The 15,251-nt window shown below is 70.8% G+C and carries 11 protein-coding genes; 3 read left to right on the top strand and 8 right to left on the bottom strand.

All coding sequences use genetic code 11. The annotated features are described in order from the left end of the window. Positions 1–64: 64 nt before the first annotated feature. Genes ACWGO0_RS36260 through ACWGO0_RS36250 form a run of 3 tightly spaced genes read right to left on the bottom strand, consistent with a single transcriptional unit; the run spans position 65 to position 3,164 of the window. Entirely contained in the window at positions 65–1,354 is a 1,290-nt protein-coding gene (locus tag ACWGO0_RS36260) for an ABC transporter substrate-binding protein (protein WP_453544592.1), read from the bottom strand. Beyond that, the gene (locus tag ACWGO0_RS36255; RefSeq protein ID WP_453544590.1) at positions 1,354–2,193 is read right to left on the bottom strand and encodes a carbohydrate ABC transporter permease; all 840 of its coding nucleotides are present in this window, start codon (positions 2,191–2,193) and stop codon (positions 1,354–1,356) included. The genes ACWGO0_RS36260 and ACWGO0_RS36255 overlap by 1 nt, the downstream gene beginning before the upstream one ends. Then, positions 2,190–3,164, bottom strand: coding sequence for a carbohydrate ABC transporter permease (locus ACWGO0_RS36250; protein ID WP_453544588.1), 975 nt, complete (start codon positions 3,162–3,164; stop codon positions 2,190–2,192). Before ACWGO0_RS36250 ends, ACWGO0_RS36255 begins: the two co-directional genes overlap by 4 nt. Positions 3,165–3,263: 99 nt before the next feature. Here ACWGO0_RS36250 and ACWGO0_RS36245 point away from each other — a divergent pair, with 99 nt between their 5' ends. Beyond that, a complete protein-coding gene (locus ACWGO0_RS36245) occupies positions 3,264–4,130 on the top strand; it encodes a phosphotransferase enzyme family protein (protein ID WP_453544586.1) in 867 nt (288 codons plus the stop codon). A gap of 9 nt (positions 4,131–4,139) precedes the next feature. On the opposite strand, the gene ACWGO0_RS36240 is transcribed toward ACWGO0_RS36245, so the two are convergent. From ACWGO0_RS36240 to ACWGO0_RS36225, 4 genes are all read right to left on the bottom strand, one after another. Further along, positions 4,140–5,402 (bottom strand): arginine deiminase, encoded by a 1,263-nt coding sequence (locus ACWGO0_RS36240; RefSeq protein WP_453544584.1) that lies wholly within the window; start codon positions 5,400–5,402, stop codon positions 4,140–4,142. A gap of 45 nt (positions 5,403–5,447) precedes the next feature. After that, positions 5,448–6,884: a basic amino acid/polyamine antiporter gene (locus ACWGO0_RS36235; protein WP_453544582.1), complete on the bottom strand. Its 1,437-nt coding sequence runs from the start codon at positions 6,882–6,884 to the stop codon at positions 5,448–5,450. A 136-nt stretch (positions 6,885–7,020) separates the two neighbouring features. Continuing rightward, positions 7,021–7,749: an exonuclease domain-containing protein gene (locus ACWGO0_RS36230; protein WP_453544580.1), complete on the bottom strand. Its 729-nt coding sequence runs from the start codon at positions 7,747–7,749 to the stop codon at positions 7,021–7,023. Positions 7,750–7,849: 100 nt separating this feature from the next. Beyond that, positions 7,850–9,082, bottom strand: a complete 1,233-nt coding sequence (locus ACWGO0_RS36225) for an SAV2148 family HEPN domain-containing protein (RefSeq protein WP_453544578.1) — start codon at positions 9,080–9,082, stop codon at positions 7,850–7,852. 348 nt (positions 9,083–9,430) lie between these two features. On the opposite strand from ACWGO0_RS36225, the gene glgX reads away from it, so the two are divergent. Together glgX and treY are read left to right on the top strand one after the other, a co-directional pair. Beyond that, complete coding sequence (gene glgX, locus ACWGO0_RS36220; RefSeq protein ID WP_453544576.1) at positions 9,431–11,608, top strand: glycogen debranching protein GlgX; 2,178 nt, start codon at positions 9,431–9,433, stop codon at positions 11,606–11,608. A gap of 101 nt (positions 11,609–11,709) precedes the next feature. Beyond that, the gene (treY, locus tag ACWGO0_RS36215) at positions 11,710–14,118 is read left to right on the top strand and encodes a malto-oligosyltrehalose synthase (protein ID WP_453544574.1); all 2,409 of its coding nucleotides are present in this window, start codon (positions 11,710–11,712) and stop codon (positions 14,116–14,118) included. Here treY and ACWGO0_RS36210 read toward each other — a convergent pair. Continuing rightward, positions 14,078–15,139, bottom strand: coding sequence for a cytochrome P450 (locus ACWGO0_RS36210; protein WP_453544572.1), 1,062 nt, complete (start codon positions 15,137–15,139; stop codon positions 14,078–14,080). The genes treY and ACWGO0_RS36210 overlap by 41 nt on opposite strands. Between the last annotated feature and the right edge of the window lie 112 nt (positions 15,140–15,251).

The following is a 15,251-nucleotide window of genomic DNA, read 5'->3' as shown; positions in this document are numbered from 1 at the left end:
GGCTTGTTTTGCAAGCCCGTCCGACGACTGGGGACATGGCGTCCCCCCTTTTTTGCCCACCCGCTCAGCGCTGGTAGCGGGCCAGGACCCGGTTCCCGTCCTCGACCAGGCGTTTCCTCAGCTCCTCGGTATCGATCGCCCCGCTGTAGAACTCCTGGAGTGCCGGGGTCGCGACCTTGTCCTTCCATTCGGGATAGCCGCGTACGGACTGGGCGGGCGCCGGGCGCAGGCCCTTCGCCAGCGCGGTGCCGGTCGACCAGCCGTTCTCGGTGGTGTGCAGGGCGGGGTCGGCGAGGGCTTCGGTGCCGGTCGGGAGCATCCAGTCGCCCTTGGCGAGCCGCACCATGTTGGGTGGCCGCAGCAGGAAGTCGATGAACCGCATCGCCTCCTTCTTGTACGGGCTCTCCTCGGCGACGGAGAGCGTCTGGGGACTCACGCCCTGGGCGAGTCCGTCCGAGCCTGCCGGGGCGGGCAGGACCGTCCACTCGAATCCCTCGGGAGCCTGCTCGACGATCTGCTGCCGGTAGGCGAAGCCCAGCGGGACCATGGCGTACTTCCCGCCGAAGAACCCGGGCAGGGTGTCGGAGCCGCCCATACCGAGAGCCGTGCGGGAGGCGCTGCCGTCGGTGGTGACCTGGTCGTGAATGGTTCCGGGGACCACCTGGTCGCCGTCCTCGAAACGGATGGTCACTTTCCCGTCCGCGCCCCGGTGGAAGAGCTGTCCTCCGGCGGAGAGGCCGAGGTTGAGGGTGACGGAGACCGGTTCCTTCAGCGGCCAGGCGACCCCGTACCGCCCCTTGCCCGTCAGTTCCCTGGTGATCTGCCGGAACTCCGGCCAGGTCCACGGCTTCTCCGGAGTGGGGACGCGCACCCCGGACGACTTGAGGATCCTGGTGTTGGCGATCAGGACCCGGGGTTCCTGGAGGAACGGGACGCCGTAGACCCCGCCGTCGAACGTGGTGGTGCGCCAGGACTGCTCCGGAATGTCCGCGGTGAGCCGGTCCGGCAGGAGGGTGCGCAGATCGGCGAGGTAGCCGCCGTACGCGAAGTCGGCGAGGTCGTCGGACGCGTCGTGGATGACGTCCGGTGCCTCACCGCCCTCGAAGGAGGTGAGCAGCTGGTCGTGGACGTTGTCCCAGCTGCCCTGGACGTAGTCCACCTGGATATCGGGGTGGGCCTCGTTCCACTCCTTCACCAGTTGCTTGTTGGCGTCGACGGACTCCTTCTGCCAGGCCAGCGACTGGAAACTCAGCCTGATCGTGCCGTCCGCGCTGTCCGGTCCTTCGGAGCAGCCGCTGAGCAGCAGGGTCAGTGCGGTGGCAACGACGGCGGCGGTACGGGTGAGTGCGCGCATCAGCTCTTCACCGCCCCGGCCATCATGCCGCCGGTGATCCGTCGCTGGATGACCGCGAAGAGTACGAGGGAGGGGAGGGTGGCGAGGAAGGCGGCGGCGGCGAGGGGCCCGAGGTCGGCCACGCCTTCCGCGCCGAGGAAGTGGGTGAGTACGACCGGCAAGGTCTGCTTCTCCGGTGTCTTGAGCAGGACGAGCGCGAAGAAGAACTCGTTCCACGCGGTGATGAACGCGAAGAGCGCCGTGGCGACGATCCCGGGGGCGAGCAGCGGGGCGGTGACGGAGACCAGGGTCCGCAGTTTTCCCGCGCCGTCGACGGAGGCCGCCTCCTCCAGTTCGGGCGGTACGGCGCGGACGTACCCCGCCAGCATCCACAGCGCGAACGGCAGCGACCAGACGACGTACACCAGGATCAGCCCCCACAGCGAGTTGATCAGATGCAGGTTCTTGAGGATCAGGAACAGCGGGATGATCACCAGGACGAACGGGAACGCCTGGCTGACGACGACCCAGCCGGTGGCGGCCGTGGCCAGCCTGCCGCGGTGGCGGGCCATCACATAGGCCATGGGTGTGGCGATCACCACCGCGATCAGGGCGGCGGAGAGCGCCGCGATCAGGGAGTTGCCCGCGGCCTGGAGCAGAGGCTGTTCGTCGAACGCCTGCCGGAAGTTGTCCAGGGTCGGATCTTCGGGAATCCAGGTGGGGTGCAGCGAACCCAGCTCGCGGGCGGGCTTGAACGCCGTGGAGATCAGCCAGACGAACGGGAACGCGAGGAAGACGAGGTAGCAGAGCAGTGCGGCGTACTGCCCGGCGCGCGCGGATCTGCTGGTACGGAGGCTCACTTGTCCTCGCCTCCCCTGAGACGGCCGACGAGGTAGAAGGCGAGGATCACGGAGATCACCGCGACCATCACACAGCCCATAGCGGCGGCGTAGCCGAACTGGCCGTACCGGAAGGCCTCTTCGTACGCGAAGAGCATCGGCAGCCGGGTGCGGCCACCGGGGCCGCCGTTGGTCAGGACGTAGACCAGTGCGAAGGAGTTGAAGTTCCAGATGAAGTTGAGCGCGGTGATGGAGAGGGCGACCGGTTTGAGGGCCGGCCACGTCACCGTACGGAAGCGGCGCCAGGCTCCCGCTCCGTCGAGGGCCGCCGCCTCGTGGAGTTCGTGCGGGGTGTTCTGGAGTCCGGCGAGCAGCGCGACCGTGGTCTGGGGCATGCCGGCCCAGATGCCGACGACGATGACGGCGGGCAGCGCGGTGGCGAGGCCGGTCAGCCAGTCCCGGCCGTCGCCGAGACCGAGATCGCGGATGGTTTCGTTGAGGATGCCCGCGTCGGGGTTGTAGACGAGCCGCCACATGATGCCGACGACCACTTCGGGCATCGCCCACGGGATGATCGCCAGCGCCCGCGCCAGCCAGCGCATCCGCAGATTCTGGTTGAGCAGCAGGGCGAGGCCCAGTGCGAGCACGAACTGCGGGACGGTGACGCCGACCGCCCAGAGCAGGCCGATCCGGAACGAGTCCCAGAAGAGTGTGTCGTGCAGCAGGTCCTGGAAGTTGAGCGTGCCGATCCACTGGGTGGACCGGGTGCGGCCGGACTGTGCGTCGGTGAAGGCCAGTGCGATGCCGTAGAGCAGCGGTCCGACGCTGAGGATCAGGATGGGGATCAGGGCGGGCAGTACCAGGAACCAGGCGGCTCTGTCCCGTCCGGCCCGGCGGTCGGGGCCGGGCCGTCTCACGCGTGGACTCTTGCGCCCGGACCGCTCCGTTGCGGTCGCCAGTGTCACGGATTCGACCCCTTTGCTCCATTGCATCGGTTTCATTCCGGTCTGGCCGCCCAGGTGGCCTCCGTCATCGTGCTGACGGGACGTCCGTTCGTCAAGGTGGCCTGCGAGGATGCGAAAATCTGGAGCATGAACGAGAAGCGTGCGCGCGAGGTACTGAGCGCCGCCGGGCTCCCCGGCGAGGCGGAACTGCTCGCGCTGGGCGAGAACGCGGTGTTCGCCGTCGGCGACCTGGTGGTCAAGGTCGGCCGGGACGCCGCGCGCCACCCGGAGCTGCGGGAACGTGCGATGCGTGAACTGGCCGTCGCCCAGTGGCTCGCCGCGTCGGGCGTCCCCGCCGTACGCGCCGCCGAGCCCGTGGCGCGGCAGGCCGACGGCCACCCGGTGACGCTGTGGCACCGGCTCCCGCCCGCCGTACGGCCCGCCGAGCCGCGGGATCTGGCGCCGCTCCTGGCCCGGGTGCACGCGCTGGAGGCACCGGAGGGTTTCGTGCTGCCGCGCCGCGAACTGCTCGGCGGTGTCGAGCGCTGGCTGACGCTGGCGGGCGACGCGATCGACCCGGCGGACGCCGCCTTCCTGCGCGAGCGCCGCGACGGCTTCGCGGCGGCAGCCGCCGCCCTGACCCCGCACCTGCCGCCGGGCCCGATCCACGGCGACGCACTCCCCCGCAATGTCCACGTAGGCGCGGACGGACCGGTGCTGGTCGACCTGGAGACGTTCTCGGCGGATCTGCGGGAGCACGACCTGGTGGTGCTGGCCCTCTCCCGCGACCGCTACGGCCTGCCCGCCCCGGCGTACGACGCCTTCACCGCGGCCTACGGCTGGGACGTCCGGGAGTGGGACGGCTGCGGGGTCCTGCGCGGCGCCCGGGAGACGGCGAGCTGCGCGTGGGTCGCCCAGCACGCCCCGGCCAACCCGAAGGCGCTCACGGAGTTCCGCCGGAGGGTGGCGTCGCTCCGCGACGGCGACGCCGAGGTCCGCTGGTATCCGTTCTAGAGAGCTCCCCTAGAAGCTCACCGCGTCGCGGATCAGCGGGCAGGTCATACAGTGACCGCCACCGCGCCCGCGGCCCAGTTCGGCGCCGACGATGGTGATGACCTCGACACCGGCCTTGCGCAGCAGGGTGTTGGTCTGGGTGTTGCGGTCGTACGTGAACACCACACCGGGCTCCAGCGCGACGGCGTTGTTGCCGCTGTCCCACTGCTGGCGTTCGGAGGCGTACACATCGCCGCCCGTCTCGATGATCCGGAGCTCCGGCAGCCCGAGCGCCTTGGCGACCACGTCGACGAAGGCCCGTGATCCCTCGTCGGTGATCTCGATGCCGGGGGCCTTGTCGCCGGGGCGCAGCGAGAAGGTGTGGACGGCGTCCATGATCGCCGGGTAGAGCGTGACGATGTCGCGGTCGGCGAAGGTGAACACCGTGTCGAGATGCATCGCGGACCGCAGCTTGGGCATGCCCGCGACGATGACGTGCTCGGCCGCCCCATTCGCGAACAGCGACTGTGCGACCTGGGTGATGGCCTGCCGCGAGGTGCGCTCGCTCATGCCCATGAGGACGACACCGTTGCCCACCGGCATGATGTCGCCGCCCTCGAACGTGGCCTGGCCCCAGTCCCGTTCCGGATCGCCCCACCACACGGTGGAGTCCATGAAGTCGGGGTGGAAGAGGTAGACGGCCTTCATCAGGAGCGTCTCGTCGTGCCGGGCGGGCCAGTACAGCGGGTTGAGGGTCACGCCCCCGTACAGCCAGCAGGTCGTGTCCCGGGTGTAGAGCGTGTTCGGCAGCGGCGGCATGAGGTATTCGCGGACGCCGGTGGACTCCCGGGCGAGGGCCACGTATCCGGAGCGGAACTCGTCCGGCAGGTCGGCGGTGGCGAGACCCCCGATCAGGTGCTCGGCCAGCTGTCGCGGGGTGAGCGTCTCCAGGAAGGCACGGGTGTTGTCGATGAGCCCGACACCGACCTCGTTGGCGGTGATCTTGCGGTCGAGGAGCCAGTCCCTGGCCGCGGGGATCGCCATCGTCTGCGCGAGCAGGTCGTGCAGTTCGACGACCTCGACGCCCCTGTGCCGGAGCTTGCCGACGAAGTCCGCGTGGTCGCGCTGGGCGTTCTCCACCCACATGACGTCGTCGAAGAGGAGGTCGTCGGCGTTGGTGGGGGTGAGACGGCGGTGGGCCATGCCGGGCTCGCAGACCAGGACCTTGCGGAGCCGGCCGACCTCCGAGTGGACGCCGTACGGTGTGGTGGCGGTGGTGTCGGGGCTTGTCACGGTGTGCCTTTCCTCCAGTGGGCTGGGGTGGTGACGGCTGATCCGTCAGAGGCTGATCCAGCCGGCTGCGAGAGCGGCGACGCCCAGGACCGCACCGGCGACGGAGACGGCGAGTACGACGAGCTCGCCCGGGGAGAACAGCTGCTTGCCCTGCTCACGCCTGGCCATGACGAAGAGGATCGTGGCCGGGGCGTAGACGATGAAGGACACGAGGACGAACTTGAGCCCGGCCGCGTAGAGCAGGAACGCCGTGTAGAGCGTCGCGACGATGCTCACCGTGAGGTCGCGGCGGCGGCCTGCGCTCGTGTCGCCCTCCTCCGGCCTCAGCATGATCTTGACCGCGTAGCCCGCGGCGAGGAGGAACGGGATCAGCGTCAGCGCGCTGGTCAGGTCGAGCGCGAAGTTGAACGCGTCGTCGGAGAACAACGTGATGACGAGCACGACCTGCGTCAGCAGCGTCGTCATCAGGAGCGCGGGCACGGGAACGTCGGCGGCGGTGGAGCGGCGCAGGAAGCGGGGCATGTCGTCGTCCTTGGCCGCGACGAAGAGCACCTCCGCGGCCATCAGCGTCCAGGCGAGATAGGCCCCGAGTACGGAGACGATCAGGCCGACGCTGACGAAGACGCTGCCCCAGGTGCCGACGGCGGACTCCAGGACGGCGGCCATCGAGGGCTGGCGCAGCTCGGCCATCTCGCTCATCGGCATGATGCCGTAACTGACGATCGTGACCGAGGCGAAGACGGCGAAGACGCTGAGGAAGCCCAGGATCGTCGCCCTGCCGACGTCCTCCCGCCGTTTGGCGTGGCGCGAGTAGACGCTGGCGCCCTCGACGCCGAGGAAGACGAACACCGTGGCCAGCATCGTGCCGCGCACCTGGTCGAACAGGGAGCCCGCGTAGTCCGCGCCGCCGAAGTTGTCCGCGAAGACACCGGCGTCGAAGTAGAACAGCGCGAGGAGGACGAAGACGAGAATCGGGACGACCTTGGCGACCGTCACGATCTTGTTGATCGCCGCGGCCTCCTTGATGCCCCGGCGGATGAGGAAGTAGAAGCACCACAGGCCCACCGAGGACAGCGCCGCGGCGAGCACGGTGTCGCCGTCGCCGAGCGAGGGCCAGATCGCCCCGATCGTCGACATGATGAGGACCCAGTAGGTCACGTTGCCGACGCAGGCGCTCGCCCAGTATCCGAAAGCGGCGAAGAAGCCCAGGTATTCGCCGAATCCGGCCTTGGCGTAGGCGTACACACCGGCGTCGAGCCGGGGTCTGCGGATCGCGAGCGCCTGGAAGACGAAGGCGAGCATCAGCATGCCGGTGCCCGCGATGGACCAGGCGATGAGGGCGCCCGCGACACCGGTCTCCTGCGCGAAGCGCCTCGGCAGCGAGAACACTCCGGCGCCCACCATCGAGCCGACGACCATCGTGGTCAGCGTCAGCAGCGTCAGTTTGGCCGCGGTCGGAATCCCGGCTTTCGTTTCCTGCATGTCCTCGGCCACATCAGTCCCCGTCAGGAGGCGGCCCGCATATGCCGCGTCACTCACATAACAGGACTGAACGTACGCCGTGAAGTAACCTTTGCCCCCATTTGGGCGCTTCTGGCGGTGTGTCTCTCTCCGGGCCTCAGCCGGCCACGGGCGCCGGCTCGCGCAGCGGCCAGCGGCCGTCGACCACCGCGTCGGCCGTGCCCTTGCGGCGCAGGAACTCCTGGAAACCGGCCGCCCACTCCGCGTACCAGCCGATCTGGCGCTCGTGGAGTTCGGCGGGGGTCAGCGCGGCCACCGAGCCGTGCCGCCCGGCTATCGCGTACGCCACGCGCACCGCGGCGAGCGCGTCCGCGCCCGCGTCGTGGGCGCCGCCGTGCACCACCCCGTACTCGACGCAGACGGCCTCCAGCGTGCGCTTGCCCTTGCGGTAGCGGTCGACTGCGCGGTCGATGGTGTACGGGTCGACGACCGGGCCGATCCCGGCCCCGCCGAGCCGGTCGCTCAGCGACGGCAGTCCGTGGCGCCGCAACTCGGCCGTCAGCAGGGTCAGATCGAAGGCCGCGTTGTACGCGACGACCGGCACGCCCCGGCGCCAGTAGTCCACGAGGGTCCCGGCGATCTCGTCCGCCACCTCGCGCACCGGCCTGCCCTCGGCCGCCGCCCGCTCGCTGCTGATGCCGTGGATCGCCGAAGCCTGCGCGGGGATCAGGACGCCCGGGTCCGCCAGCCAGGTGCGCTGGCGCAGCGGCTCCCCGTCGCGGCCGTCGGTCTCGACGACCGCCGCGGTCACGATCCGCGCCTCCAGCGGCTCCGTGCCCGTCGTCTCCAGGTCGAAGCCGACCAGTGGCTCCCTGTGCCAGCCCATCCCGTACCTCCTACGTGGTGCTCTCCCCCGAATGACGACCACCATCGCACGCACCACTGACAACGCTCCGGGGCGGTGGCCCCGAAGGCCCCGGGACGGCTCAGGACACCGGCCGGGAGTCCGTCCAGACCGACTCGAACTCCTCGCGGTACGTCTCGAAGAGCCCGTGCTCGCTGTCCTGCCCCGCCCGGACCACCGCGCGGCCCCCGCCCCGCAGCACCAGGACGGGTGCCTCCATGCCGCGTGCGCGCCGCAGATAGGGCTGGACGACCCCGACGGCGTCGGGACCGTCGCCGTCCACCAGATAGGCCGTGAAGCGGGGGGTCTCGTCGAAGACCTGAATCTCGAAGGCACCCGGATCGCGGAGCTTGGAGCGGACCCTGCGCATGTGCAGGATGTTCATCTCCACCGAACGGCTCAGCTCGCCCTTCTTGAGCCCGAGTTCCCGCTCCCTGCGCTTGACCGCGCTGCTCGCCGGGTTGATGAAGAGGAGCCGGACCCGGCAGCCCGATTCGGCGAGCCTCACCAGCCGGCGGCCGGAGAAGTTCTGCACGAGCAGGTTGAGCCCTATGCCGATCGCGTCGAGGCGGCGCGCCCCGCCGAACAGGTCCTCGGCGGGCAGCTGGCGCTGGAGCCGTACGCGGTCGGGGTGGACGGAGACCACGTCGGCGTACCGGTCGCCGACCAGTTCCTCGACGGCGTCGACCGGCAGCCGGTCGGCGGACGGGACCGCGGCCCCGCTGCCCAGGATCTCCAGCAGACGCGCGGAGGCCCGTTCGGCCTGGGCGAGTACCGCCTCGTTCAGGGCGCGGTTGCGGGAGACGACATTGCGCGCCACCTCCAGCTCGTCGAGCGCCAGCTCGACATCGCGGCGGTCGTCGAAGTAGGGCTCGAAACAGGGCCAGTGCTGGACCATCAGCTCCCGCAGCTGAGGAAGCGTCAGGAAGCTGAGGACGTTGTCGTCGGCCGGGTCGAGCAGATAGCCCTTGCGGCGCGAGACCTCGCGGACGGCGACGGCCCGCTGCACCCACTCCTGCCCTGCGGGCCCGGCGGCGGCCACCACCCAGTCCTCGCCGTGCACGGGCTCGTAGATGGGCCGGAGCACCGCGGCGACGACGGCGCGCAGCCGCTGTTCGACGAGATTCAGCCAGATGTAGGCCCGTCCGGCCCGCTGGGCGCGCGTGCGCACCTCGCCCCAGGCGTCCGCTCCCCAGTCCAGCTCCGCGCCTATCTCCATGGGCCGTGCAAGGGATACCGCCCCTGGCGGGGCATCGGTCGATTCCCCCTCGTGACCTGGGTCACCTGGGGGCAGCTCGAAACCTCCCGAGCTCACCCGCGTACCGCCTTCCACTCCCCCACCAACGATCAAGGAAGGGTACTCCGCGTGGGTGAGCCGGTGCAGCCCGATGCGCAGGCTGCTTTCCCAACTGGTATGTGAATCAAGCCTGTTCCCTTCGGCGAGATCGGGTGGAGTGAGCCGATTCATAGTGATTAGGGACCCCGCCACGGGCCGCCCGGCGCACGGTCCGGCGCACGGGGCGCACGGATTCCTGTCCGGAGCGGTACCGAAGTGCCCGATGTTGACAGCACCGGTCGACGTGCTAGGCGGACGCCCTACTTTCGTGGAGTATCGGGACGAAGACCCCGCAGCACCCGGATCAGAAGTGGAAGAGTCATATCTATGCAGGTCTGGCCGGGACAGGCGTATCCCCTCGGTGCCACGTACGACGGCGCCGGTACCAACTTCGCGGTCTTCTCGGAGGCCGCCAACCGAATCGAGTTGTGCCTCCTGCACGACGACGGTTCCGAAACGGCGGTGGAACTCCGCGAGACCGATGCCTTCGTCCGGCATGCCTACCTGCCCGGTGTGATGCCTGGTCAGCGGTACGGCTTCCGGGTGCACGGGCCGTACGAGCCGCAGCGCGGACAGCGCTGCAATTCGGCGAAACTGCTGCTCGATCCGTACGCGCGCGCGGTCTCCGGGAAGATCGAGTGGGGCGAGGCGGTGTACGGCTACCCCTTCGGCCGGCCCGACGCCCGTAACGACCTCGACTCCGCCCCGCACGCCATGAGCTCCGTCGTGGTCAATCCGTACTTCGACTGGGGCGACGACCGGCCGCCCCGGACGGACTACCACCGCACGGTGATCTACGAGGCCCATGTGAAGGGCCTGACGATGCTGCACCCGGGGCTGCCCGAGGAACTGCGCGGTACGTACGCGGGGCTGGCCCATCCGGAGGTCATCGCCCATCTGACGGAGCTGGGTGTGACGGCGATCGAACTGATGCCGGTGCATCAGTTCGTCCAGGACCACCGTCTGGCGGACGCGGGCCTGGCGAACTACTGGGGCTACAACACCATCGGATTCTTCGCCCCGCACAATGCGTACGCCTCCTGGGGCGACCGCGGCGAACAGGTCCTGGAGTTCAAGCAGGCCGTACGGGCCCTGCACAAGGCGGGCATCGAGGTGATCCTCGACGTGGTCTACAACCACACGGCCGAGGGCAACCACCTGGGACCGACGCTCTCCTTCCGGGGCCTGGACAACGCCTCGTACTACCGGCTGGCCGACGACCAGCGGTACTACATGGACACCACAGGGACCGGGAACTCCCTGCTCATGCGGTCGCCGCACGTCCTGCAGCTGATCATGGACTCGCTGCGGTACTGGGTGACCGAGATGCACGTCGACGGGTTCCGCTTCGATCTGGCGGCGACCCTGGCACGCCAGTTCCACGAGGTGGACCGGCTGTCGTCGTTCTTCGACCTGGTGCAGCAGGACCCGGTGGTCAGCCAGGTGAAGCTGATCGCCGAGCCCTGGGACGTGGGCGAGGGCGGGTACCAGGTGGGGAACTTCCCGCCGCTGTGGACCGAGTGGAACGGCAAGTACCGCGACACGGTGCGGGACCTCTGGCGGGGCGAACCCCGGACGCTGGCCGAGTTCGCCGGGCGGCTGACGGGCTCGTCCGACCTGTACCAGGACGACGGGCGGCGGCCGCTCGCCTCGATCAACTTCACCACCTGCCACGACGGCTTCACGCTGCACGACATGGTCTCGTACAACGAGAAGCGCAACGAGGCCAACGGCGAGGGCAACCGCGACGGCGAGAGCCACAACCGGTCCTGGAACTGCGGGGCCGAGGGCGAGACCGAGGACAAGGAGGTCCTGGAGCTGCGCAACCGCCAGATGCGCAACTTCATCGCCACGCTGATGCTGTCCCAGGGTGTGCCGATGCTGAGTCACGGGGACGAGTTCGCCCGTACGCAGCACGGGAACAACAACGCCTACTGCCAGGACAACGAGCTGGCGTGGGTCCACTGGCCCGATCCCGCGGCCGCCCGCGCGGCGGACGACGAGGACGGCGACGAGGACGGCGAGGACGGGAGCGGCTCGGGGCCTGACACCGGCCTGCTGGAGTTCACCCGCGCCATGGTGTGGCTGCGCCGCGACCACCCGGTCTTCCGGCGCCGCAGGTTCTTCCACGGCCGCCCGGTGGAGGGCACGCACGACGAGCTCTCCGACATCGCCTGGTTCACGCCCCAGGGGCAGGAGATGACCCAGCGGGACTGGCAGGCAGCGCACGCCAAGGCCCTGACGGTCTTCCTGAACGGGCACGCGATCTCGGAGCCGGGTCCGCGCGGCGAGCGGATCTCCGACGACTCGTTCCTGCTGATGTTCAACGCCGGCGCCGACACCCTGGAATTCGCCGTTCCGGTGCACCACGGGCGGCAGTGGCAGATCGTGGTCGACACCGCCCGGCCGGACGGTGTGCCACCGGGCACCGGGCCGAAGGTCTCGGCGGGCGAGCGCGTCACGCTGATCGGGCGGAGCATGGCAGTGCTGAAGCGCCCGGCGTAGCGGAAGCGACCACCTCCGGCGGGTGAATCCGATGCCGCCGGAGGTGGTCGTTCCGCGAGGGCCGTGACACAGACGGCTCTCCGCTGGGTACTTGACAGTGCATGACGCCCACCGCCACGTACCGGCTCCAGCTCCAACCGGACTTCCCCTTCTCCGCTGCCGGTAAGGCAGTGCCGTATCTCGCCGCGCTCGGTGTCTCCCATCTGCATCTGTCACCCGTCCTGGAGGCGGTCCCCGGCTCACGGCACGGCTACGACGTCGTCGACCACAGCCGCGTACGCGCGGAGCTGGGCGGCGAGGCGGGGCTGCGGCAGCTGTCGGCCACCGCCCGGGAGTACGGCCTCGGACTGATCCTGGACATCGTGCCCAACCACATGGCCGCCGCGCCGCGTCACAACCGGCAGCTGTGGGAGGTGCTGCGCGAGGGGCAGGCGTCCCCGTACGCGCGGTGGTTCGACATCGACTGGACTGCGGGCGGCGGCAAGGTGCTGCTGCCCGTGCTCGGGGGGCCGCTCGCCGACGAGATCGGCAGCTTCGAGACCGGCACCGACGAGGACACCGGTGCTCCGGTGCTCCGCTACGGCGCGCAGGAGTTCCCCCTGCGCGAGGGGACGGCCGACCTGCCGCTGCCCGGACTGCTGGACGCCCAGCACTACCGGCTCGCCTGGTGGCGCCTCGCCCGCACCGAGCTGAACTACCGGCGGTTCTTCACCATCTCCGAACTGATCGGGGTGCGTGTGGAGCACCCCGAGGTCTTCGCCGCCACCCACGGAAAGATCCTCGAACTCCTGCGCGATGGTGTCGTCGACGGGCTGCGCATCGACCATCCCGACGGGCTGGCGGAACCCGCCGCCTATCTGGAGCAGCTGAGCGAGGCGGCCGGCGGCCGGTGGACGGTGGTGGAGAAGATCCTCACCGGCTCCGAGGCCCTGCCCGCGGGCTGGGCGGTCGCCGGTACGACCGGGTACGACGCGCTCCACCGGATCGACGGCCTGTTCACCGACCCGACGGGCGCGGCGGAGCTGCTCGGCAGATACCGGGAGTTCGCCGGTCCGCCCGGGGATCGCGGGGGCTACTGGACGGCGACGGTGCGCCGGGCCGCGTACCGCGTGGTGAACCACGAACTGGCCGCCGAGACGCAGTGGCTGACCCGGCTCGCCGGCGAGGTCTGCGCCCAGGACCCCGCCCTGCGCGACCACGCCCCGTGGGCCCTGCACGCGGCCGTCACCGAACTGCTCGTCCGGATTCCCGTCTACCGCCCCTACGTCACCGCGGGCGGCCCGGTCACCGAGCTCGCGGAGTCGGCGCTTCCCGCCGAGGCGGTACGGGACGCGAAGGCGGTGTTCTCCGTGCCCGAGGAGGCGGCGGCCGTCGACGTGGTGCGGGAACTGGCGCTGGGGCGGCTCGGCGAGGGGGAGGCGCAGACGGCGTTCTGCGCCCGGTTCGCGCAGACGGCGTCCGCGCTGCACGCCAAATCGGTCGAGGACACCGCCTTCTACCGCTACGTCCCCCTCATCTCGGCGACCGAGGTGGGCGGAGATCCGGGCAGGCCCGCGGTGACGCCGGAGGAGTTCCACGCGTTCTGCGCCCGCATCGCCCGTGACTGGCCCGCCACGGGCACGGTGCTGACCACGCACGACACCAAGCGGAGCGCCGATGTGCGGGCCCGGATCGCGGTGCTCTCGGAGTGCCCCGAGCGGTGGTCGTCCCTGGTGGAGCAGCTGACCCGGGCCACCTCGGCGGCTGCTCCGGATCCGCAGCTGGCCTGGCAGGCGTGGCAGTCGGCGTACGGCTGCGCGAGTCTGCCGGCCGGGGAGATCGCGGCGCGGCTGGAGCCCGCGCTGCTGAAGGCCGTGAGGGAAGCCGGTCTGTTCACCAGCTGGACCGAACCCGATGCGGCGTACGAGCGGGCGGTGACGGATTTCGTCGCCGCGGGGCCCGGCGGCGACGCGGGCCCCGCGCGTGCCCTGCTGACGCGGTTCGCGGCCACGCTCGGCCCCCAGGTGCGGGCCAATGTGCTGGGCGCGGCGCTGGTGCAGCTGACCATGCCGGGCGTGCCGGACCTGTACCAGGGCACGGAGCAGGAGTACATCGCCTTGGTCGACCCGGACAACCGCAGGCCGTTCCGGCGGCCGGACCGCGAGCCCGACGAGAAAACGGCGGTCACGGTGGCCGCGCTGGGGCTGCGGCATGAGCGGCCCGAGCTCTTCGGGGAGTCGGGGACGTACGCCCCGCTGGTGGCGCACGGCCCGGCGGCGGCCCACTGTCTGGCCTTCGCCCGCTCGGGCGAGGCGGTCACCGCGGTGACCCGGCTGTCCCTGCGCCTCGCGGAGGAGGGCGGCTGGCGTGCCACGGCGCTGACGCTGCCGGACGAGGGGCCGTGGCGCGATCTGCTGTCGCCCGGACGGGAGTTCGCAGGGTTGGTGGTCGCGGTGGGCGAGCTGTTCGCCGAGCGGCCGGTGGCGCTGCTCAGAAAGGTCGTACGAGAAGGGTCCGCGGACCCCGTGTGAGGAGCCCGGTCGCGGTGGGGCGGAACCCCGCCGCCCAGCGGATGCAGGGCATCGCGTCGAGCAGGGCGTGCAGCCCGTGCTCGGCCTCCAGCCGGCCGAGGAGGACGGCGGGGCAGTGGGCCGGTCCTGTGGTGAGCTGTCCCGGGTCGGGCCTGAAGGGGTCGAAGCGGTCGGGTGCGGCGAACCGGTCGGGGTCGCGGCCCGCCGCGCCCATGAGACAGGCGACGGGCACCCCCGCCGGGAGGGTGCCGCCGCTGACCGGGACGTCGGTGAGGGTGCGGCGCAGCACGATCTGTACGGGAGGGTCGCGCCGCAGGGTCTCCGTCCAGGCGCCCGTGATCAGATCGGGGTCGGTGCCGAGGACCTCCAGGAGGCAGGGCTCGTCCAGGACGTTGGCGAGGAACGCGGCGAGGGCCGTCTCGCGGAGCGCGGTGTGGACGGTGCAGGTGGCCGCCGAGGAGCGGGCCGTCCGGATGGGGAGCTTCGCGCGGGGCGCCCCGGTGGGCTCGGGGTACGGGAGCCCGGCCACGGTGAGGGCACCGGCGAGCGGCAGCCAGTGGCAGAACTCCGTTACGAGATCGGCCTGTTGGCGGTCGGCTATTCGGCGCGCGAGGACGTAGGCGGTACGTTCCACGGCGCTGCGGTGGGCCGGCTGCGCCGCGGGCCGGTGCCGGGCGCCGCGGGGCAGGGGCGCGCAGCCGGGGCTGCCGCCGCAGAGCCCGAGGGGCGCGGGGCCGCCACGGGGTGCGCCCTCGTACGGGTAGCCGGCGAACCGGGGGTCGGTGAGTGCGGCGGCGACATCCGCGTACCGGCTGAGGAGCCAGGCGCCGAGGCCCGCGTCGTACGTCAGCGGGTGGTCCTCGCGCAGGCTGCGGTAGAGCCGCAGGCGGTACGGGTCACGGTCCGCCCCGGGCGTCAGGACACTGGGCCCCGCCGTACCCGCCCGGGTACGAGGGGTGGCCGCCGGGCGCAGCCGGGGGCTGTCGGTGCCGGGGGTTTCCGCGGGTGGGCCGAACTGCATCCGTACCCCCCGAGTGCGAGCGTCGCCGTCCGACGCGTGTGCCCCCAGCCGACCACTGCCGGGCCCCGGCCGCAGTGGACGTACGGCCGTTCGGGTGACGGGGGAAGCGCTT

The sequence above is a fragment of the Streptomyces sp. NPDC055749 genome (assembly GCF_053617235.1).
This window is presented reverse-complemented; position numbering and strand designations above follow the sequence as displayed.

Bases quoted from the DNA above. Each gene is read 5' to 3' on its own strand.
- ACWGO0_RS36210 (WP_453544572.1), bottom strand. From the start codon at position 15,139: ATGCAGTTCGGCCCACCCGCGGAAACCCCCGGCACCGACAGCCCCCGG.
- ACWGO0_RS36260 (WP_453544592.1), bottom strand. From the start codon at position 1,354: ATGCGCGCACTCACCCGTACCGCCGCCGTCGTTGCCACCGCACTGACC.
- ACWGO0_RS36250 (WP_453544588.1), bottom strand. From the start codon at position 3,164: ATGCAATGGAGCAAAGGGGTCGAATCCGTGACACTGGCGACCGCAACG.
- glgX (WP_453544576.1), top strand. From the start codon at position 9,431: ATGCAGGTCTGGCCGGGACAGGCGTATCCCCTCGGTGCCACGTACGAC.
- ACWGO0_RS36230 (WP_453544580.1), bottom strand. From the start codon at position 7,749: ATGGGCTGGCACAGGGAGCCACTGGTCGGCTTCGACCTGGAGACGACG.
- ACWGO0_RS36245 (WP_453544586.1), top strand. From the start codon at position 3,264: ATGAACGAGAAGCGTGCGCGCGAGGTACTGAGCGCCGCCGGGCTCCCC.
- ACWGO0_RS36235 (WP_453544582.1), bottom strand. From the start codon at position 6,884: ATGCAGGAAACGAAAGCCGGGATTCCGACCGCGGCCAAACTGACGCTG.
- treY (WP_453544574.1), top strand. From the start codon at position 11,710: ATGACGCCCACCGCCACGTACCGGCTCCAGCTCCAACCGGACTTCCCC.